The sequence below is a fragment of the Agrococcus sp. TSP3-2-1 genome, from assembly GCF_049897585.1.
Taxonomy (GTDB): domain Bacteria; phylum Actinomycetota; class Actinomycetes; order Actinomycetales; family Microbacteriaceae; genus Agrococcus.
Window position 1 is genome coordinate 207193 of the sequence record NZ_JAFCWN010000004.1, and the last position, 18898, is coordinate 226090.

18 protein-coding genes are annotated in these 18898 nt (G+C 73.5%); 10 read left to right on the top strand and 8 right to left on the bottom strand.

The window, feature by feature from the left end:
* Positions 1–104: 104 nt before the first annotated feature.
* Positions 105–878, top strand: coding sequence for an SDR family NAD(P)-dependent oxidoreductase (locus ACP7BI_RS07790; RefSeq protein WP_425844849.1), 774 nt, complete (start codon positions 105–107; stop codon positions 876–878).
* A gap of 13 nt (positions 879–891) precedes the next feature.
* Here the strand turns inward: ACP7BI_RS07790 and ACP7BI_RS07795 are convergent, their stop codons facing one another.
* Entirely contained in the window at positions 892–2343 is a 1452-nt protein-coding gene (locus ACP7BI_RS07795) for an MFS transporter (RefSeq protein WP_425844850.1), read from the bottom strand.
* A gap of 43 nt (positions 2344–2386) precedes the next feature.
* Positions 2387–2755, bottom strand: coding sequence for a hypothetical protein (locus ACP7BI_RS07800; RefSeq protein WP_425844852.1), 369 nt, complete (start codon positions 2753–2755; stop codon positions 2387–2389).
* A 70-nt stretch (positions 2756–2825) separates the two neighbouring features.
* Here ACP7BI_RS07800 and ACP7BI_RS07805 point away from each other — a divergent pair, with 70 nt between their 5' ends.
* Positions 2826–3614: a ZIP family metal transporter gene (locus tag ACP7BI_RS07805; RefSeq protein ID WP_425844854.1), complete on the top strand. Its 789-nt coding sequence runs from the start codon at positions 2826–2828 to the stop codon at positions 3612–3614.
* Positions 3615–3631: 17 nt separating this feature from the next.
* Here the strand turns inward: ACP7BI_RS07805 and ACP7BI_RS07810 are convergent, their stop codons facing one another.
* Positions 3632–5194: a DUF222 domain-containing protein gene (locus ACP7BI_RS07810; RefSeq protein ID WP_425844856.1), complete on the bottom strand. Its 1563-nt coding sequence runs from the start codon at positions 5192–5194 to the stop codon at positions 3632–3634.
* 164 nt (positions 5195–5358) lie between these two features.
* On the opposite strand from ACP7BI_RS07810, the gene ACP7BI_RS07815 reads away from it, so the two are divergent.
* Genes ACP7BI_RS07815 through ACP7BI_RS07835 form a run of 5 tightly spaced genes read left to right on the top strand, consistent with a single transcriptional unit; the run spans position 5359 to position 8426 of the window.
* Complete coding sequence (locus ACP7BI_RS07815; protein ID WP_425844857.1) at positions 5359–5919, top strand: YceD family protein; 561 nt, start codon at positions 5359–5361, stop codon at positions 5917–5919.
* Positions 5920–5922: 3 nt separating this feature from the next.
* Entirely contained in the window at positions 5923–6126 is a 204-nt protein-coding gene (gene rpmF, locus ACP7BI_RS07820; RefSeq protein WP_021009302.1) for a 50S ribosomal protein L32, read from the top strand.
* 22 nt (positions 6127–6148) lie between these two features.
* Entirely contained in the window at positions 6149–6853 is a 705-nt protein-coding gene (gene rnc / locus ACP7BI_RS07825) for a ribonuclease III (protein WP_425844859.1), read from the top strand.
* 17 nt (positions 6854–6870) lie between these two features.
* Positions 6871–7752, top strand: coding sequence for a bifunctional DNA-formamidopyrimidine glycosylase/DNA-(apurinic or apyrimidinic site) lyase (mutM, locus tag ACP7BI_RS07830; RefSeq protein ID WP_425844860.1), 882 nt, complete (start codon positions 6871–6873; stop codon positions 7750–7752).
* Positions 7753–7793: 41 nt separating this feature from the next.
* Entirely contained in the window at positions 7794–8426 is a 633-nt protein-coding gene (locus ACP7BI_RS07835; RefSeq protein WP_425844862.1) for a DUF2461 domain-containing protein, read from the top strand.
* A 48-nt stretch (positions 8427–8474) separates the two neighbouring features.
* Here ACP7BI_RS07835 and ACP7BI_RS07840 read toward each other — a convergent pair whose 3' ends face one another.
* Genes ACP7BI_RS07840 through ACP7BI_RS07850 form a run of 3 tightly spaced genes read right to left on the bottom strand, consistent with a single transcriptional unit; the run spans position 8475 to position 12119 of the window.
* On the bottom strand, positions 8475–9893 hold the full coding sequence (locus tag ACP7BI_RS07840) for an aldehyde dehydrogenase family protein (protein WP_425844864.1): 1419 nt from the start codon (positions 9891–9893) through the stop codon (positions 8475–8477).
* Positions 9894–9915: 22 nt separating this feature from the next.
* Positions 9916–11031, bottom strand: coding sequence for a GNAT family N-acetyltransferase (locus ACP7BI_RS07845; protein WP_425844866.1), 1116 nt, complete (start codon positions 11029–11031; stop codon positions 9916–9918).
* Positions 11028–12119 carry a GNAT family N-acetyltransferase gene (locus ACP7BI_RS07850; protein WP_425844867.1) on the bottom strand — a complete coding sequence of 364 codons (1092 nt, stop codon included), beginning with the start codon at positions 12117–12119 and terminating at the stop codon, positions 11028–11030. The genes ACP7BI_RS07845 and ACP7BI_RS07850 overlap by 4 nt, the downstream gene beginning before the upstream one ends.
* A 123-nt stretch (positions 12120–12242) precedes the next feature.
* Between ACP7BI_RS07850 and smc the strand changes: the two genes are divergently transcribed.
* The gene (gene smc / locus ACP7BI_RS07855; RefSeq protein WP_425844869.1) at positions 12243–15725 is read left to right on the top strand and encodes a chromosome segregation protein SMC; all 3483 of its coding nucleotides are present in this window, start codon (positions 12243–12245) and stop codon (positions 15723–15725) included.
* Between the two features lie 215 nt (positions 15726–15940).
* On the opposite strand, the gene ACP7BI_RS07860 is transcribed toward smc, so the two are convergent.
* Positions 15941–16618: a hypothetical protein gene (locus ACP7BI_RS07860; RefSeq protein WP_425844870.1), complete on the bottom strand. Its 678-nt coding sequence runs from the start codon at positions 16616–16618 to the stop codon at positions 15941–15943.
* 82 nt (positions 16619–16700) lie between these two features.
* Positions 16701–18083, bottom strand: a complete 1383-nt coding sequence (locus ACP7BI_RS07865; RefSeq protein ID WP_425844872.1) for an FAD-binding oxidoreductase — start codon at positions 18081–18083, stop codon at positions 16701–16703.
* A gap of 216 nt (positions 18084–18299) precedes the next feature.
* Between ACP7BI_RS07865 and ACP7BI_RS07870 the strand changes: the two genes are divergently transcribed.
* Together ACP7BI_RS07870 and ACP7BI_RS07875 are read left to right on the top strand one after the other, a co-directional pair.
* A complete protein-coding gene (locus ACP7BI_RS07870) occupies positions 18300–18458 on the top strand; it encodes a hypothetical protein (RefSeq protein ID WP_425844874.1) in 159 nt (52 codons plus the stop codon).
* Positions 18455–18880 (top strand): type II toxin-antitoxin system VapC family toxin, encoded by a 426-nt coding sequence (locus tag ACP7BI_RS07875; protein WP_425844875.1) that lies wholly within the window; start codon positions 18455–18457, stop codon positions 18878–18880. Before ACP7BI_RS07870 ends, ACP7BI_RS07875 begins: the two co-directional genes overlap by 4 nt.
* The last annotated feature ends 18 nt before the right edge of the window (positions 18881–18898 follow it).

Below are 18898 nucleotides of genomic sequence, written 5' to 3' on the forward strand. Positions count from 1 at the left end.
TCGAGCGATCGGGCCAGCCGGGTGCGTCGCACGGCGTAACACTGCGGCTCCGCCGGTCCGGGGCCGAGTGGCGCCGATCGGCCGCCGCCTGCTTGCATGGCGGCATGAGCGAGAAGCGGATCGTCGTCACGGGAGCATCGAGCGGCATCGGGGAGGCGGTCGCGCGACAGGCTGTGGAGCGCGGATGGAGCGTGCTCGCCGTCGCGCGCCGCGCGGAGCGGCTCGAGGCGCTGCAGCGCGACACCGGCTGCGAGATCCTCGCCGCCGACCTCACCGACGAGGGCGACATCGCGCGGCTCGCGGAGGCGGCTGCGGCGTTCCGCCCGACGGGCCTCGTGCAGGTCGCGGGCGGCGCGAAGGGCGCAGCGCCGATCGGCGAGACCTCGATCGACGACTGGCGGTGGATGTTCGAGGCCAACGTCATCGGCACGAAGCGCGTGATCGATGCCCTCCTGCCGCTGCTGCGCGACTCGACTCGCGACGGCTCCTACGCCGAGATCATGGTCGTCACGTCCATCGCCGCGACGGTGCCCTACACGGGCGGCTCGGGCTACAACGCGGCGAAGTCGGCGGAGAAGCAGCTCGTCGACGTGCTGCGGCTCGAGCTCGCGGGCGAGCCGATCCGCGTCATGGAGGTCGCGCCCGGCATGGTCCGGACGGAGGAGTTCAGCCTCGTGCGCTTCGAGGGCGACAAGGAGAAGGCGGATGCGGTCTACAAGGACGTGCAGGACCCCCTCTCGGCTGACGACGTCGCGCGCGTCATGACCGACATCCTCGCGCTGCCCGGCCACGTCTCGATCGACGAGACGATCATCAAGCCGGTTGCGCAGACGCACCCGTGGATGGTGCACCGCGGGCCACTGAGCGCGAAGGGCTGACGCGCCGGGCGGACTAGGAGCGCGGGGCGGGCGTCGCGCCGGGCACGGCCTCGGCGACCGGCTCCGGGTCCGCGAAGGCGAGCTTCGGCACCGCGACGAGGGCAGCGGCGGCGACGAGCGCGGTGACGCCGCAGATGATCCACACGACGATGTAGCCGCCGAGGCTCGCGGCGGTGCCGACCGCGCCGACCGCGAGCACGATCGCGAAGATCGATGAGGCGAACGAGCCGCCGATCGTCTTCGTCGTGTTCGTCATGCCGGTCGCGACGCCCGTCTGCCCGCGGGGTGCGGCCGCGGCCGCGGCGGCGGGCAGTGCGCCGACGAGGGCGCCCGAGCCGACGCCCGCGACGGCCATGCACGCGAACACCTGCCAGATCTCGAGGTGGAAGGGAACGAGCAGCAGGTAGCCGATGCCGACGAGCGTCGACGCGACGATGAGGAGCAGGCGAGGGCGGATGCGCGTGGAGAGCACGGCGAGCGCGCCGGCACCCACGATGAGGGCGAGCAGGTAGACGCCGATGAGGAGCGAGCGGCCGGTCGCGTCGAGCCCGAGGCCGTAGCCGAGCGACGGGTCCGTGCCGGCGTAGGTCGCGAGCGGCGTCTGCGCGCCGAGCAGGCTCACGCCGACGAGGCCCGCGGTGAGCTGCACGGGCCACATCGACGGCTGGCGCATGACGCGGAGGTCGATCGCGGGGTCGTCCTTGCCGAGCACCCAGCGGCCGAAGGGGAGCAGCAGCAGCATGCCGAGCGCCATGACCGCCCAGCCCCACCACGCCTCGAGCCCGCCGATCTTCAGGAACGTGAGGCCCGACGTGATCGTGAGGAGCGAGAGCGCGAGCAGCACGAAGCCGCCGGCGTCGAGGCGGCGGCCGGGGAGCGGCTCCGACTCCGGCACGCCCCAGAGGATCGCGAAGAACGTGAGCGTCACCATCGCGGCCGGCACCATGAGGGTCGGCGGGATGGCGTCGCCGAAGGCGCCGAGCGCGGCGGCGGAGCCGAGGGCGCCGAGGATCGCTCCCGCCTCGAGGGCGATGACGAGCAGGCCAGCGGCTCGGCGCGTCGTCGACGGCGCGACGCCCGTGCGGCGGCCGCGGTCGAAGATGAGCGCGACCTCGAGCGGCAGCCACACGGCGTAGGCGCCCTGCAGCGAGAAGGCGATCAGGTAGCTCGTGAAGTCGCCCGCGAAGGCGATCCACCAGCTCGCGGCCGCGGTGATCGCGGTCGAGAGCAGCAGCATGCGCTTGTGGCCGTGCATGTCGCCGAGCTTCGCGAGGATCGGCACGAGGAGCGCCGACAGCAGCAGCTGCCCGGCCTCGAACCAGTTGACGTCGGCGTCGGTGACGTCGAGGTGACGGGCGATGTCGGGCGCCAGCGTGACGTACCAGCCCTGCAGCACGCCGCTCGTGAGCTCGACGCACACGAGCCAGCCGATGAGGGCGAGGGGCACGGCGCGCGACGTCGACACGAGTGCATCATGGCACTGCGGTGCGCCGCGGACGCCCACGCGGTCAGTGGTCGGCGCGCTGGGTCTTCAGGGTGCGGAGGGACTCCTGCAGGCGAGCCGCCTTCGAGCCGGACATGTCGAGGTCGATCGTGCAGTCGCGAGCGCGCAGGGTGAGCCTCGTGTGCAGTCCGATCCGCTCGCCGGTCACCTCGTACAGCTGCCCGAGCGGGATGGTGCCGGTCTGGTCGTCACCGCCTGCGGCGCCCACTTCCGACGCATCCTGCGTCGCGGCTGCCATGACCGAGCGGCTCAGGACTCCGAGCGCGGTGCTGCGGCTCCACTCGATGCGGTCCCGGAAGACCCAGACCCGTGTCGGCATGCCTCGGAGCTGTGCCTTGAGCTCCAGCACCGGCATCGTCGCGCCGTCGGCCATGCCAGCACGATAGGCGCGGTGCACGCTGATCGGAACTCCCCATGTGCCGGCGCCAGTCGTACCCTGAGGCATGGCGCAGGCTCTGCTGTTCGGCGCGGTCGCCTCGAGCGCGCTCATCGTCGGCGCACTCATCGGGATGCGGTTCGGGCTGCCCAAGCGCGCGCTCGCGATCCTGCTCTCGTTCGCCGCCGGTGCGCTCGTCACCGCCCTCGCATTCGAGCTCTTCGAGGACGCCTACGAGATGGGCGGCATCTGGCGGGCGGCGATCGGCCTGCTCGTCGGCGCGCTCGTCTTCACGCTGCTGAGCGCGCTGCTCGATCGCGCGGCGCAGCCCGGGAAGGGCGCTCCCGCGGGTGAGGTCGAGGGCAGCGCGAAGCTCGACACCGATGCGGCGGCGACGGATGCGCGCGCCACGAAGGCCTCCACCCGCGGCGCCGCGGGGCTCGCGCTCCTCGCCGCCGTGACGCTCGACGGTGTGCCCGAGAACGTCGCCCTCGGCGTCTCGCTCACCGAGGGCTCCGGCGGACTCGCGCTGCTCGCCGCGATCTTCGTCTCGAACCTCCCCGAATCGCTCGTGGGTGCCTCGTCGATGAAGGAGCAGGGGATGTCGGGCGCGAAGGTGCTCGGCCTGTGGTCGATCTGCGCCGTGCTGCTCGTCGGCGCGGTCGTGCTCGGCGCCGGACCGCTCGCGAGCGCCGAGGCGGAGACGATCTCGCTCCCGCTCGCGTTCGCGGCGGGCGCGGTGATCGCCTCGCTCGCCGACACGCTCATGCCCGAGGCCTACGAGCACGGCGGCCCCGCGGTCGCGATGAGCACGGCGGCGGGCTTCGTGCTGTCGTTCGTGCTCTCGCTCGCCTGAGCGAACGCGCCAGAGGGTCAGGCGGTCGCGCTCTCGAGGTCGCAGGTGCAGTCCTTGAGGTGTGCCCATGGCGGGTCGCTCGCGGTGCACTTGGCGGGTTCGTCGCTGGGGTGGCCCCAGTAGTCGGGTGTGCGGTCGACGAACGCGGGTCCGGCGGGTTCGGGTTCGTCGAGGTAGATCTTGCCGGTGGGGCTGGTCCATTCGAGGACGCCTTGGTCGAGCTGGCGGACGGTCCAGGCGGTCGCGTGCTTCATCAGGTGATGTCGTCGGCACAGGTGCGCGAGGTTCGAGAGGGTGGTGGGGCCGCCGTCGGCGTGGGCGATGGTGTGGTCGGCGTCGGCGCGGGAGACGCGGTTGGTGCAGCCGGGCCAGCGGCAGCGGCCGTCGCGGCGCTGGAGCCAGCGGCGCATGGCCCGGTTGGGCTTGTAGGTGTCGACGGCGACCGGGACGCCGGTGACGGGGTGGAGGAAGAGCCGCTCCCAGGTGATCGTCTCGGCGGCCAGCGCCCGCACGGTGGCGGCGTCGACGAGCGCCCCGCCCTCCAGGGCGCCGGAGAACCGCAGCTGCGGCGGCTCGTCGGCATCGTCGGTGCGCTTGAGCAGCTCGGTGGCAGGGATCGTGACCGTGACCGTTGCCGAGATCTGGTTGATGCCGTGCAGATCCTCCGGCGTTTGCCCGGTGAGCAGCACTTCCATGAGCGCGTCGAGCCGGTACTGGTCGAAGGTGCGGGGGTCGTCCTTCGGCTTGGCGCGGGCGGCGTCGGTCGCGCGGTTGAACGCGCCGTGGATGGTGACGGACGGGCCGGACAGCGCGAGCGTCGAGATGCCGTCGTCATGGTCGTCGACCCAGGCGCGGCGCTGCTCGACCGCCCGGTCGTGGCGGCGCTGGAGCGGATCGGCCATCGCCCGGTCGACGATCCGCCTCGCGCGGGAGCGCAGCTGCGACGGGGTGACGCGCTCGGCGATCTCCACCAGCTCCGCCTCCACGCGAGCGCGATCCTCGGGGTCGACGGATGGGTCGGTGCGGAGCGCCTCGGTGGCCTGCTCGATCGCGCGCAGGTGCGTGCCGGTGATGCGGCCGGCCTTGTGTGAGGCGTGCGCGGCGGGGAGGTCGGTGACGGTCGTCCAGGCCTCGACGAGCTTGCGCTCCATGACGCGGTCCGAGAGGCGCAGCTCCGCCGCGAGGATCGAGGCGCTCTCCTTGACGGCCATGCCGACGTCGCCGCCTGCGTCGCGCAAGTGCTGGAGCTCGGCGGCGAGGACCTCGCGGTGCTCGGCCTCGAGGCGCGCCCGGCGCAGCTCGATCGCGCGGATCCGGCCGGCGAGCGCGTCCTGCCGGCGCACGGACTCGGGTCGCTCGGCGGCGGGCGCGGTGCCCGGCAGCGGCGGCACCTGCTTGCGGCCGGCGATGACCTCCTCGACCTCCGCGTCGCTCAGCAGCGCGAGCCGCTCCGACCAGTCGCGGTCGTGGGCGGCGAGCTCCTCCTCGAGCTCGTCGGCGGTGCGGCCGTGCGGGTCGATCGCGCCCGCCCGGATCGACGCGATGTACTCCTCCGCATCGATGCCCCACCACTCATCCATGACGGCATTCCACCACGGGCCACTGACACACGAACGGCCGAGAAGCCCGCTTGTGGAGAACCCGTTTCGCCCGGTCAGGCGCCGATCGAGGTCGTCTTCGACACGCTGTGCGCCTGCGGCGGGCCGTGGAGAGGCCGTCGAGGGCGCGGCCGTAGACTGGGACCATGGCCACCACGCATCCGTTCACGCTGTCCGTGCGCGACATCGTGCACAAGCCGGGTCGCATGCGCGAGGTCGAGGAGACCGCGCCGTTCGGCGACAAGGTCGGCGAGGGTCTCGCCGCGGTGCTGCCCGACCAGCCCATCGAGCTCGACGTGCGCCTCGAGAGCGTGCACGAAGGCATCCTCGCGACCGGGCAGGCGAGCGTCACCGCCCTCGCGACGTGCTCGCGCTGCCTCGCCGAGTTCGACCTCGACCTCGATGTCGACTTCGTCGAGCTGTTCGCGTATGATGGTGCGTCGGAAACCGACTACCTCGTGGTCGACGAGTCTGTCGACATGCTTCCGGTGGTTCGGGACGCGGTCGTGCTGGCGCTGCCGTTCCAACCGGTCGACCGACCGGACTGCTCGGGGCTCGATCCTGAGACAGGGGAGCGGCTCGAGCCTGGCACGGTCCACGAGCCGACGGAGACCATCGATCCACGGTGGGCAGCGCTCCAGGGTTTCTCATCAGACGTGTCCGACGATGAGTCGGAAGAGGGCGCGCAGGCGCCGAAGAAGGAGTGAGCAATGGCTGTTCCCAAGAGGAAGATGTCGCGGTCGAACACCCGCGCCCGCCGTTCGCAGTGGAAGGCCGTCGCGCCCAAGCTCGTGAAGACCGTCGAGGGCGGCAAGACCGTCTACAGCCTCCCGCACCGTGCGAAGGTCGTCGAGGACTCGGCCGGCACCGCGCTGTACATGGAGTACAAGGGCCGCAAGGTCGCCGACGTCTGATCCTGCTGGGACCCTTCGTCGCATGACGGACCAGCGAGGAACGGCGCAGCGCCGACTGCTCGAGCAGCTCGGGGTCGACATCGACCCCGAGCTGCTGTCGTTGGCGCTCACCCACCGCTCGTGGGCGTACGAGCACGGCGGCGTGCCGCACAACGAACGCCTCGAGTTCCTCGGCGACTCGATCCTCGGCCAGGCGATCACGATCGAGCTCTACCGGCGCTTCCCCGAGCTGCCCGAGGGCGAGCTCGCGAAGCGCCGCGCCGGCGTCGTCTCGATGAACGCGCTCGCCGAGGTCGCGCGCGACATCGGGCTCGGCGAGCACATCCTGCTCGGCAAGGGCGAGGCAGCCTCCGGCGGCGCCGAGAAGCCCTCGATCCTCTCCGACACGCTCGAGGCGGTCTTCGGCGCCGCATTCCTGTCGGCCGGGCACACCGCATCCGCTGGCCTCGTGCTCCGGCTCGTCGGCCCGCTGCTCGACGACCCGCTGCGCGCCGGCGCCGCGCTCGACCCGAAGACGGCGCTGCAGGAGCTCGCGGCCGCGCAGGGCAAGGGCGCGCCCGCCTACGCGATCGAGGCAGAGGGCCCCGACCACGCGCGTACCTTCACCGCGACCGTGCTCATCGATGACGAGGCCGTCGCGACGGGCACCGGCACGAGCAAGAAGGTGGCCGAGATGGCCGCGGCCCTCGAGGCACATCGGCTGCTGAGCGCGCCGGCCGCGCACTGACATGCCGATGCGCTGACATGCCGGAGCTGCCCGAGGTCGAGGTCGTGCGCGCTGGGCTCGCGCCGGCCGTGACCGGCGCTCGCGTCGAGGGCGTCGAGGTGCTCGACGCGCGATCGATCGCCCGCCACGACGGCGACGCCGCCGCGTTCGAGGCGGCCCTCACCGGTCGCACCCTCGGAGCGCCCGAGCGGCGCGGCAAGTTCCTCTGGGTGCCGATCCAGGACGGGGCGGATGCGCTGCTCGCGCACCTGGGGATGTCGGGCCAGGTGCTCGTGCGCGAGCCGGGCGCTGCGCCCGACCGCTACACGCGCATCCGGCTGCTGCTCGACCAGCCCGACCACGGCCCGATCGAGGTCCGCTTCGCCGACCAGCGCATCTTCGGCGGGCTCGCGGTGCGGCCGCTCGTCGCGGCCGACGGCGGCCGGGCGGTGCCCGACCAGGCCGCGCACATCGCGCTCGATCCGATCGATCCGGGCTTCGACGCATCCGCCGTCGCCCGCCGCCTGCGCCGGAGGAGGCAGGGCGTGAAGGCGGCGCTGCTCGACCAGACGCTCGTGTCGGGCATCGGCAACATCTACGCCGACGAGGCGCTCTGGCGGTCGCGGCTGCACTACGCGACGCCCGGCGAGCGGCTCACGCAAGCGCGGGCGCTCGCCCTGCTCGCCGACGTGCGCGCCGTGCTCGAGCAGGCGCTCGCCGAGGGCGGCACCTCGTTCGACGCGCAGTACGTCAACGTCAACGGGCAGGCCGGCTACTTCGAGCACTCGCTGCACGCCTACGGCCGCGGCGGTCAGCCGTGCCACCGCTGCGGCGCGATCATGGTGCGCGAGCCGTGGGCGAACCGCTCGTCGACGCGCTGCCCGCGCTGCCAGCGGCGGCCGCGCGGCATCGCGGTCTGACGTCCGGCCCTCGGCCAGGGGGCCGCTCTTAGACTGGATCGATGCCCTTCGACGGATTCTCACCCGACGCGTTCGCCTTCTACGCCGACCTCGAGGCGCACAACGAGCGGCCCTGGTGGCTCGAGAACAAGCACCGCTACGACGAGCACGTGCGCGCGCCATTCGAGGCGCTCGCCGAGGAGCTCGAGCCCGTCGCGAGCGCTGTCAAGGTCTACCGCCCCTACCGCGACGTGCGCTTCGCCCACGACAAGACGCCCTACAAGACGCGGCAGGGCCTGTTCGCGCAGCGCGCGCCCGGCATCGGCTGGTTCCTCAACCTCGACGCGACCGGCGTCTCGATGGGCGGCGGATTCTTCGGGGATGCGTCGTTCACGAAGGCGTACCGCGCGGCCGTCGAGGCGGTCGCGGCGGGCACCGAGCTCGAGGGCATCGTGCGCGAGCTCGAGTCGGCCGGCTACGAGCTCGGCGGGGAGCGCATCAAGACGGCGCCGCGCGGCGTCGACCCGGCGCATCCGCGCATCGAGCTGCTGCGCTACCGCTTCCTCACGGCCCGGCGGCATCTGACGCCCGAGCAGGCGGGCGGGCCGGAGCTGCTCGACGCGCTGTTCGACACGGTCGAGCACCTGCAGCCGCTGGTCACCTGGGCGGTCGCGAACGTGGCGCCGAAGCGGTAGCTGCGTCTCGATGCGCGCCCTGCGGGCGCTGCTCGACGAGCGGGAGCGTCAGCCGAGGATGCGCTTCGCGAGCCGCCCGCGCCACGAGCTGAACGGCGGGTAGATCACCCGCAGCGTGTCGATGCCGGTCGGCTTCGACAGCACGGGCTTCAGGTGGCTGAACGCCTCGAACGAGTGCTTGCCGTGGTACGCGCCCGAGCCGCTCTCGCCGACGCCGCCGAACGGCAGCCCCGCCGCGCCGACATGCGCCACCGCGATGTTGACGCCCAGCGCGCCCGACGACGTCTCGCGCTCGACGCGACGCACCGCATCCCGATCCCTCGCGAAGACGTAGAGCGCGAGCGGCTTCTCGGCGCCGTGCATCGTCTCGAGGAAGCCGTCGACGCCGTCGACCGGCAGCACCGGCAGGATCGGGCCGAAGATCTCCTCCTGCATGACGGGGGATGCGTCGTCGACGCCCGTGAGGATCGTCGGCGCCATGAAGCGGTCGGCCTCGTCGACCTCGCCGCCGGTCACGACCGTGCCGCTGCCGAGCAGCCCCTTGAGGCGCTCGAGGTGGCGGCCGTTGACGATGCGGCCGTAGTCGGGGGAGGTGCGCGCATCGCCGAGCTGCTCGGCGGTCGCGCGGCGCAGCTCCTCGACGAGCTCGTCGGCGATCTCGCGGTCGACGCGGATGTGATCGGGCGCGACGCACGTCTGGCCGGCGTTGATCCACTTGCCCCACGCGAGCCGCCGCGCGGTCGCCGGGATGTCGGCGGAGCGGTGCACGTAGGCGGGGCTCTTGCCGCCGAGCTCGAGGATCGTGGGGGTCAGGTGCTTCGCGGCCGCCGCCGCGACGACGCGCGCGATCTTCGCGTTGCCGGTGTAGAAGATGAGGTCCCAGCGCTGCTCGAGCAGGGCCGTCGTCTCGTCGACCGCGCCCTCGACGACGCGCACCGAGCGCGGGTCGAGGTGCTGCGGCGCGAGCTCGGCGAGCAGCGCCGACGTCGCCGGCGCCACCTCGCTCGGCTTCACGACCGCGGCGCAGCCCGCGGCGATCGCGCCGATGAGCGGGGCGAGGGCGAGCTGCAGCGGGTAGTTCCACGGCGCGATGATGAGCGCGGCGCCGAGCGGCTGGGCGATCGTCCTCGCGACCGCCGGCTGGAGCGCGAGCGGCGCGGCGACCGGTCGCGGCGCCATCCAGCGGCGGAGCGACCGCTTCGCGGCGCGCGCCTCCGCGACGAGGAAGCCGATCTCGGTGAGGTGCGCCTCGATCTCTCCCTTGCCGAGATCCGCCTTGAGCGCCGCCTCCCACCGCGACGTGTGCTGCAGCAGCATCGCGGTGAGGCCGTCGAGCTGCCGCTCGCGGTACTCGCGCGGCCGGGTCAGCCCATTCTCGACCGCGCGCCGCAGCTCGACGGCGATGCCCTCGATGGATGCGTCGGGCCGACTCTCGGGGCGGGCGTCGATCGTTGCGCGGTCGCTCATGCGCCCATGCTGGCAGGCGCGGCTATGGCCGGGCTCCATCGGCCGCAGCTCCGTCCTCGAGCCGCTTCTGCCACGCCCCCTCCGCGCCGACCGCGACGAAGCCGAGCGCCTCGTTGACCGCGAGCATCGGGCGGTTCTCGCTCGCGTTCCAGGTGATGACGCGCGTGCGGTCGGGGTGGAGGCGGCCGAGCTGCAGCAGGTTCTCGGCCTTCACGAGCATGCCGAGCCGGTGCCCGCGGTGGTCGGCGTGCACGAGGGTGTCCTCCTGGAACGCTGGGCGCCCGGGCGCGGGCAGCACGAGCACTGTGAACGCGACGGCCTCGCCGCTCGCGCGGTGGATCGCGACCGCCTGCAGGAGCGTCTGCCCCGCTTCCGTGAGCTCGGCCTCGAGCCGCTGCACGCGAGCGGCGTCCCACCGCTCGTCGTCGACGTCGAGGCCCGCGGCCGGCGCGTCGGTGACCATGCGGCCGTGCAGCGTCGCCATCGCGTCGAGCAGCTCCGGCGGCGTCGGGCCCTGCCACGCGCGGGCCTCGTAGTCCTCGCCCGCGTGCGCGAGCGCATCCGCCCGGTGCCGCTCGAGCTCGGCGCGCGCCGACTCGACGTCGAGCTCGGAGATGCGGTCGATCTGCTCGAGCGTGTAGCCGAGCGACACCGCGAGCCGCGCGGGCGCGTCGAGCGCGATCGCGCCGTGCCCGCTCACCGCCGCCATCGCCTCGTCGCCCTCGGCAGGCGGCCGGTGGTCCACCCACGACTGCAGCGTCGTCGCGCCGAGCTCGCGGCCGATCGCCTCGAGCCGCTCCGCCATCGCGCGGCCGATGCCGCGCCGGCGCTCCTCGGGCACGACCCACGCCGAGACGAAGGCGATGCGCGAGCCCTCCTCGGCGTTGATCGACGCGATCGCGCGACCGACGTCGCGGCCGCCCTCGATGACGAGGAAGCGCCGCGTCACCTCGTCGTCGGGGTGCCGCAGGCTCGCGACGATCTCATCGACCGTCGTGTCGTGCGCGTCGTCGCCCCAGTGGTGCTGCGTGACGCGGTTCGCGGCGTCGACGTAGCGGGCGATGCGCGAGAGCCGCGGCTCGTCGAGGTCATCGTCAGGTGCCTCGAGCTCGAGCCACTCGAGCTGCGTCTCCGTCATCGCGCGTCCTTCCGCTGCCACTGCGCCTCGTACGCGATCGGCTCGAAGCCGCATCGCTCGTTCACCGCGAGCATGGGCCGGTTCTCCTCCGCATTCCAGGTGACGATGCGCGTGAGCTCGGGCCGGAGCTCCCGCAGCCGCAGCATGTTGTCGAGCTTCAGCAGCATGCCGAGGCCGTGGCCGCGGTGCGGCTGCGTCACGAGCGTGTCGTGCTGGCGCGCGACGCCGCCGGTCGTCGGCAGGATGAGGGTCGAGAAGCCCGCGAGCTGCCCGCTCGTCCGCTCGCGCGCGGCGACCGTCAGGAGCGAGCGGCCGCCGCCCTGCTTCGACTGCTCGAACGCGGCGAGGCGCGCGTCGTCCCACGACTCGGGCTCCCACGCGAGCCCCGCGACGGGTGCGTCGACTGACATCCGCTCGTGCAGCATCCGCATGCCCTCGCGGTGCTCGCCGGGCGTCTCGCCGACCCACCGCTCGAGGTCGTACCCGCTCGCGCGCTCGAGTCCTGCCGCGTGCCACGCCTCGAGGTCGCCCAACTGCGAGAGGTCGGCGACGCTCACGCGGTAGACCTGCTCGAGCTCGAAGCCGCGCGCGACGAGCGGCGCGACCTCCGGATGCGTCGGGTCGGCCGCACCGTGCCCCGTGCGGGCGCTCACGCCCCCGGTGCGCGCGCCGACGGTGGAGGCCACGATCGTCGAGCGGCCGAGCGCGCTCGCCTCGTCGATGCCGCGCGCGACGAGCGCCTCGGCGATCGCGGCCTGCTCGAGCGCGGGGAGCGCGGGATCGAGCTGGACGCCGAGGTCAACGACGTCGGTCGAGTCGATGAGCGTCGTGTACATCGTCAGCACGCCCGCGAGCCGCTCGCCGCACCACGCGAGCAGGCGGTGGATGCGCTCGGTCTCGTTCGAGCGCAGGAGGGCGACGAACTCGGCGAGCGTGTTCGTGTAGAGGCCGTCGCCGGAGCGCGCGGCGTTCGCGCGCTCGTTGAGGTCGAACGCGAGGCGGAGCTCGTCGTCGTGCCCGCTCGCGGGGTCGAGGCGGGGGTCGACGGCATCGGGGAGCGGCGCGGCGGGGCGGATGTCGATCTGCATGGGTCCTGCCGCTCTGCACCGGCGCCGTGCCGGCGGGCAGCATTGCAGGATAGGGGCGCGCGCGCCTGCCGTGCAACACGCGAGGCGGCGACTACGGTGGTGCGAGCACGAACCGGGAGCCGCATGCACCTCAAGACCCTCACCGTCAAGGGCTTCAAGTCGTTCGCGCGCGCCACGACGTTCCAGTTCGAGCCGGGCGTCACGTGCGTCGTCGGCCCGAACGGCTCCGGCAAGTCGAACGTCGTCGACGCCCTTGCGTGGGTCATGGGCGAGCAGGGCGCGAAGACGCTCCGCGGCGGCAAGATGGAGGACGTCATCTTCGCCGGCACGGCGACGACCGGTCCGCTCGGTCGCGCGCACGTCGAGCTCGTGATCGACAACGCCGACGGCGCGCTGCCGATCGAGTACGCCGAGGTGCAGATCTCCCGCACGCTGTTCCGCAACGGCGGCTCGGAGTACGCGATCAACGGGGAGTCGTGCCGCCTGCTCGACGTGCAGGAGCTGCTGAGCGACTCGGGCCTCGGCCGCGAGATGCACGTCATCGTCGGCCAGGGGCAGCTCGACAGCGTGCTGCAGGCGACGCCCGCCGACCGCCGCGGCTACATCGAGGAGGCCGCCGGCATCCTCAAGCACCGCCGCCGCAAGGAGAAGACGCTCCGCAAGCTCGACGCGATGCAGGCGAACCTCACGCGCCTGCAGGACCTCGCGGGCGAGATCCGCCGGCAGCTCAAGCCCCTCGGCCAGCAGGCCGAGATCGCGAAGGAGGCCGCGACCATCCAGGCGACCGTGCGCGACGCCCGCGCGCGGCTCATCGCCGACGAGGTCATCGGCCTGCGCGGTCAGCTCGAGGCCGCCGCGCGCTCCGAGTCGGAGCGGAAGTCGGAGCGCATCGTGCTGCAGGAGCAGCTCGAGCAGGCGAAGCTGCGCGCCACCCGCATCGAGGAGTCGATGGCAGGCGACGACGTCGATCAGGCCCGCACGGTCGCGCACGCGCTTGAGCGCGAGCTCTCGCGGCTGCAGTCGCTCCACGCGCTCGCCGGCCAGCGGCTCGCGCTGCTCGAGGAGGCGCCCGAGATGGGCGACGCGGGCCCGCTCGTGACGCCCGACATGGTCGCCGCCGCGCGCGACGAGGCGCGCGCGCTGCAGGACCGGGTGGCGGATGCCGAGGGTCGCCTCGCGAAGGCGGCCTCGGCGACCGCCGTGGCGCGCGCGAACCTCGACTCGCTCGACGAGGAGATCGCCGCGCAGGCCGCGCTCGTCTCGAAGCACGACCTCGAGGCGGCCGGGCACCGATCGAAGGTCGACGTCGCGCAGTCGACGCTCGCGGCCCGCGAGGCCGAGGTCACGCGCCGCGAGGCGGCGCTCGCGAACGCCGAGCAGCGGCTCGCCGACGCGACGGGGGCCGCCGAGGGGCTCGGCGACGCGGAGGAGGCGGGCGACGCCGAGGCGCTCGCGGTCGCCTACCGCGAGGCCGACGAGCGGCAAGCGGCCCTCTCCGGCGACCTCGACGAGCGGCGCGACGCCCTGCACCGCGTCGAGCGGGAGCGCGACGCCCTCGCGGCCCGCGCCTCGGCGCTCACGGTTGCGCTCGACGCGGGGAACGCATCCGCGGGCCTGCTCGGTGCCGGCATCGATGGGCTCACGGGGCTCGTCGCCGAGCACGTCAAGGTGAAGAAGGGCTTCGAGGCGGCGATCGCTGCGGCGCTCGGCACGCTCGGCGAGGCCGTGCTCGCCGAGTCGCGAAGTGCGGCCGCCGCGGCGATTGAGCACGCGCACGACGCCGGGCTCGGCCGCATCGAGGCGGTCGTCGGCGACGCCGTGCCGATGCGCTTCGACGTGCCGGCGATCGAGGGCGCCGTCCACGCGCCGACCGTGGTGGATGCGCCCGCGGGCGTGCTCGGGGTGCTCGCGCTCACGTTCGTGGTCGACTCGCTCGACGCGGCGCGCGAGGTCGGGCCGCGGATCGCGGGGCTCGAGCTCGGCGGACCTGTGACGATCGTCACGCGCCGCGGCGACTTCGTGACCGAGTACCTCATGCGCGGCGGCTCCGACGACGCGCAGTCGCGCCTCGAGCTGCTCGCCGAGCGCGACGCGGCGACCGAGCAGCTCGAGCGGCTGCGCGCCGACATCGAGCGCGAGGCCGAGGCGCTCGAGCGCGCGCGGCAGGCGCACCAGCAGGCGAAGCGCGCCGCCGCCGACGCGCTCGAGCAGCTGCGCGCGCACGACGCGGCATCGGCCGCGCGCGGCGAGGAGCGCTCGCGCGTGCGCGCTCGCCTCGAGTCGGCGACCGGCGAGCACGAGCGCGCGCGGGCGGCGCTCGCCGAGGCGCGCACGGGCGTGACGGATGCGTCGGCGGGCGTCGAGGCCGCGCAGCGCGCGCTCGACCGCTTCCTCGCCGAGCCGCGGCCGATCCTCGACGCGTCGGCGCGCGACGGCGTGCTCGCGGAGCTCGAGGCAGCGCGCCAGGCGGAGACCGACCTGCGGATCGAGCTCGAGACCGCGCGCGAGCGCGTGCGGGCCGAGCTCGCTCGCGCCGAGTCGCTCGCGCGCGACGTCGAGGCGCAGCGGGCGCGCGCCGAGGAGGCCGCTCGCCGCGCGGTGCTGCGCGAGCGGCAGCGCGAGCAGGCCTCGCGCGTGCTCGACGCGATCCCGCCCGTGCTCGGCGTCGCCGAGCGCTCGGTCGCCGAGGCGCGCGGCGTGCTCGCCGAGCGCGAGGCCGCGCGTCGCGAGCGCAACGAGGAGCTCGGGAAGCTGCGCCGCGGCGAAGGGGCGCTCCGCGAGCGGCTGCAGGAGCTCACCGAGCACGTGCACGTCGCCGAGATGGAGGCGTACGAGCAGAAGCTGCACCTCTCGAACCTGCTCGAGCGCGCCGGGAGCGAGCTCGGCCTCGAGGAGGCGGTGCTCGTCGCCGAGTACGCGCCGGGGGAGGGCTGGGACCGCAAGGCCGAGCAGGCGCGGCTCAAGCAGGCGGAGGGCAAGCTCGCGCGGCTCGGCCGCGTCAACCCGCTCGCGCTCGAGGAGTTCGCGGCGCTCGAGCAGCGCCACACCTTCCTCACCGAGCAGCTCGCCGACCTCGCGAAGACCCGCAAGGACCTCGAGCAGATCATCGCCGACCTCGACGTCACGATGGAGACGATCTTCGCCGCGGCGTTCGAGGACACGAAGGCCGCCTTCACCGAGGTCTTCCCCATCCTCTTCCCGGGCGGCTCCGGCGCGCTGACGCTCACCGATCCCGAGAACATGCTCGAGACGGGCGTCGAGGTGACGGTGCGGCCGGCGGGCAAGAAGATCGACCGCATCTCGCTGCTCTCGGGCGGCGAGCGATCGCTCGCGGCGGTCGCGCTCATGGTCGCGATCTTCAAGGCGCGCCCGAGCCCGTTCTACATCATGGACGAGGTGGAGGCGGCGCTCGACGACGCGAACCTCGGCCGGCTGCTGACCGTGTTCGAGCAGCTGCGCGAGAGCTCGCAGCTCATCATCATCACGCACCAGAAGCGCACGATGGAGATCGCGGATGCGCTCTATGGCGTCTCGATGCGGCAGGACGGGGTCTCGGCGGTCGTCGGGCAGCGGACGACGCGCGAGCGGGAGCCCGTCGACGCCTGAGCGGCGCGCAATCGGTCACTCAAGGAGTCGAATCAGGCTTCCGCGTGCGGCAGGGCGTCGAATCTCGACTCCCTGCGTGACATCGACTCCCGCTGTGACGCGGACCTGGCCGCGAGCGGCGGTGGAATGGCGATTCGGTCGCGAGGAGCGGCGGATCTGACCGAGCGGACGTGGATAACCACCCCTCGCGACCGCACGGCGGTGGATGAGCCGCCTCAGCGCAGCGCCGACTCGACGAACACGACGCCGTCGCCGTAGATCTCGTCGAGCGCCGCCTGCATCGAGCCGTCGTCGAAGGTGACCGAGAGCACGACGACGCCGTCCATGCCGACGTGCCCCAGCACATCCGCCCGCTCGAGCGAGTCGAGATCCGCCTGCACCGCCGCGATCGTCGCCTCGTCGAGGTCGCCCGTCGGGTACTCGATCGCCGGCATCGTGATCGCCGCGAGGTCGAGCAGCTCCCCGGCCTGCGTGACGGTGTGCGACGCGGCGTCGTAGGTGACCTGCATCGCGACCTGCGCCCAGCGCACGCCCTCCATCTCGACGGGCTCGAGCTGCGCCCAGTCGAAGCCCGCGAGCGCGGGGCCGGAGCACTGCGGGGGTGCCGACTCCATGACCGGCCCGAGGCACAGGATCGGCTCGCCGTCGTCGAGCGCGAGCCCGATCGCCATCACGGGCTCCGTGGCGCTCGGCATCGGCAGGCCGGCCAGCTGGGCCTGCGCATCGGCGCCCGTCGCGACCGGCTGAGCCGGCGCGGCGGGGGCGGACGTCGCAGACGGGGCCGGCCCGCCGGAGGTGCCTGGACCAGCCGTCGCGCAGCCCGCGACGGCGAGGAGGACGACGGTGGCGGCGAGGCCGCCCAACAGGATCGGGCGGCGGGCGATGCTGCTCATGGCCTCACGGTAGGTCGGCGCCGTGCGAAGCACAGCCCAACGTTCGCGACGATTCGATCGTCACGCCCCGATCGAGGCGGCGTCAGCGCGGCAGCCGCCCCTCGTGCAGCACGCCGTCGGGGTCGGCCGCATCGCGGATCGCGCGCAGCCGCGCGATGTCGTCGGCCGGCGCGCACTTCTCGAGCGTCTCGCCCGGGCCGAGGAACGTCGGCGCCATGCGCTCGGCGACGTGCGGGCGCAGCAGCGCGTCGAGGCCGGCGAGCGACTCGAGGCCGGGCTCGACCGGTGTGCCGGGGAACTGCGGCACGAGCGAGTGCGAGATCCACGCCGCCCCGGCGAGCGTCGCGAACGCCGGCCTTGACGGCTCGTCGAGCGCGCCGCCGAGCATGCGGAGCGTGAAGCCGACGAGCGGCCACTGCTCCTCGCCCGATCGCCACGCGAAGAAGTCGTCGATGGCCGCGTCGGGGAGCTCGGCGAGCGCGTGGGAGCTGCCGCCGCCGGGCGAGGGCTCCTCCGGTTCCATCGACAGCGCGGCCATGCCGGCCTGGGTGATCGGCCCGAGCCGCTCCTCGGTCGGCGTCGCGGCGGCTCGCAGCCCCTCGAGCAGCCCGAGGTCGCTCTCCGAGCGCGCGAGCACCTCGACGGTGACGAAGCTCTGCCCGCGGATGTGCTCGGGGAGCATCGGCGCGTCGGGCATGCGCATCGACGAGACGAACGCGCCCAGGCCCTCGGGCGCATCCGCCGCCGCATCGCGCACCGCGCGGAAGACCGCGGGCCCGGCGGCCGCCTCGAACGACAGCACGCCGCCGACCATGCTCGGCGCCTCGAGCAGGTCGACCTCGAGCTGCGTGACGATGCCGACGAGGCCGCCCGCGCCGCGGAGCGCCCACATCGTGTCGGGGTCGGATGCGTCGTCGACGCGCTCGTGCGTGCCGTCCGGTCGGAGGATCCACGCGGCACGCAGCGACTGGGCGCCGAGCCCGGCCCAGCGGCTGAGCCACGAGTGACCGCCGCCCGTGAGGTAGCCGGCTGGCGTCACGACGCGGCTCGTGCCGGAGGGGATGACGAGGCACGTGCCGTCGAGCGCGTCGATCACGGGGCCCCACGTGACGCCCGCGCCGATCGACGCGACGCGCGCATCGGCGTCGATGTCGAAGCGGTCGAAGGCGGCGGTGCGGACGAGGATCGATCCCTCGAGCGCGCTCGATGCGCCGTGGCCGCTCGGCTGGACGGCGACCGTGACGCGCGCATCTCGCGCGGCCGCGAGGATCGCGCGCAGGTCGTCGAGGCGGTCGGGATGGGCGACCGCGAGCGGCCGCTGGTCGATCGAGAGGTTCCAGGGGGAGCGCTCGGCTTCGAACGCGGGGTCGTCCGGCAAGGTGAGGCGGCCGGAGAGGGAGGAGGCGAGCGAGGAGAGATCGGGCGCGGCCATCTCAGATGCGGAGCCCTGCCGCTGTGCAGTCACGCGCGGGACGCTACTCGCGGCCGCCGACACGCGCCAGGGGGCTCCTGCGCGGCGGTCGGGCGCCTGGTGCACGCGCACCGATGTGGCTACACTGGACCCATGGCAAGCGCCACAAGCGAGCGTCGCGTCGGCATCCGGGCGCTCCGCGACGGACTCAGCGCCGAGCTGCAGCGAGTCAAGCGAGGCGACACGATCCAGGTGACCGAGCATGGGCGCGTGATCGCCCTGATCGTCCCGGCGCGGCATGAGAGCAGCATCGAGCGGCTCGTCGCCGAGGGCGTGATCGAGCTGCCGACCGACCCGAGTCGCGACCTGCCCGAACGCATCCCGGCGCGCGGGACAGTGAGCGATCTGGTCACCGACCAGCGGCGATGATCGCGTGCTTCGACACCTCGGCGATCGTCCCGCTGCTCGTCGAGGAGCCGACGTCGGCGCGCTGCGAGCTGGCGTGGCGAAGCGCGGCACGCGTGCACGTCGCTGCGGTCACGATCACCGAGACCGCAGCGGCGCTCGCCCATGCCATGCGCATGGGCCGCATCGATGCCCGCGGGCTCGACGACGCCGTGCGCGGCGCCGAGCAGCTGTGGGCGCGCTGCTCCGTCAGTCCGGTCTCCGCTGCACTCGCGCGCCGCGCCGCCGTGCTCACCGTGGAGCACGGCCTGCGCGGCTTCGACGCGGTGCACTGCGCCTCGGGGCTGGTCATGCGTGACGTCGGCGGCGTCGGCGTGGCCGGCGATCGCGCACTGCTCGACGCCTGGCGGGCGGCCGGCATGCCCGTGATCGACGTCACCCGCTGACGCTCAGATGGGAGGATC

What these genes read in the sequence shown, in the direction of transcription:
- ACP7BI_RS07790 (WP_425844849.1), top strand. Translation starts at nt 105, where the DNA reads ATGAGCGAGAAGCGGATCGTCGTCACGGGAGCATCGAGCGGCATCGGG.
- ACP7BI_RS07800 (WP_425844852.1), bottom strand. Translation starts at nt 2,755, where the DNA reads ATGGCCGACGGCGCGACGATGCCGGTGCTGGAGCTCAAGGCACAGCTC.
- ACP7BI_RS07805 (WP_425844854.1), top strand. Translation starts at nt 2,826, where the DNA reads ATGGCGCAGGCTCTGCTGTTCGGCGCGGTCGCCTCGAGCGCGCTCATC.
- ACP7BI_RS07810 (WP_425844856.1), bottom strand. Translation starts at nt 5,194, where the DNA reads ATGGATGAGTGGTGGGGCATCGATGCGGAGGAGTACATCGCGTCGATC.
- ACP7BI_RS07815 (WP_425844857.1), top strand. Translation starts at nt 5,359, where the DNA reads ATGGCCACCACGCATCCGTTCACGCTGTCCGTGCGCGACATCGTGCAC.
- rpmF (WP_021009302.1), top strand. Translation starts at nt 5,923, where the DNA reads ATGGCTGTTCCCAAGAGGAAGATGTCGCGGTCGAACACCCGCGCCCGC.
- rnc (WP_425844859.1), top strand. Translation starts at nt 6,149, where the DNA reads ATGACGGACCAGCGAGGAACGGCGCAGCGCCGACTGCTCGAGCAGCTC.
- mutM (WP_425844860.1), top strand. Translation starts at nt 6,871, where the DNA reads ATGCCGGAGCTGCCCGAGGTCGAGGTCGTGCGCGCTGGGCTCGCGCCG.
- ACP7BI_RS07835 (WP_425844862.1), top strand. Translation starts at nt 7,794, where the DNA reads ATGCCCTTCGACGGATTCTCACCCGACGCGTTCGCCTTCTACGCCGAC.
- ACP7BI_RS07840 (WP_425844864.1), bottom strand. Translation starts at nt 9,893, where the DNA reads ATGAGCGACCGCGCAACGATCGACGCCCGCCCCGAGAGTCGGCCCGAC.
- ACP7BI_RS07845 (WP_425844866.1), bottom strand. Translation starts at nt 11,031, where the DNA reads ATGACGGAGACGCAGCTCGAGTGGCTCGAGCTCGAGGCACCTGACGAT.
- ACP7BI_RS07850 (WP_425844867.1), bottom strand. Translation starts at nt 12,119, where the DNA reads ATGCAGATCGACATCCGCCCCGCCGCGCCGCTCCCCGATGCCGTCGAC.
- smc (WP_425844869.1), top strand. Translation starts at nt 12,243, where the DNA reads ATGCACCTCAAGACCCTCACCGTCAAGGGCTTCAAGTCGTTCGCGCGC.
- ACP7BI_RS07860 (WP_425844870.1), bottom strand. Translation starts at nt 16,618, where the DNA reads ATGAGCAGCATCGCCCGCCGCCCGATCCTGTTGGGCGGCCTCGCCGCC.
- ACP7BI_RS07875 (WP_425844875.1), top strand. Translation starts at nt 18,455, where the DNA reads ATGATCGCGTGCTTCGACACCTCGGCGATCGTCCCGCTGCTCGTCGAG.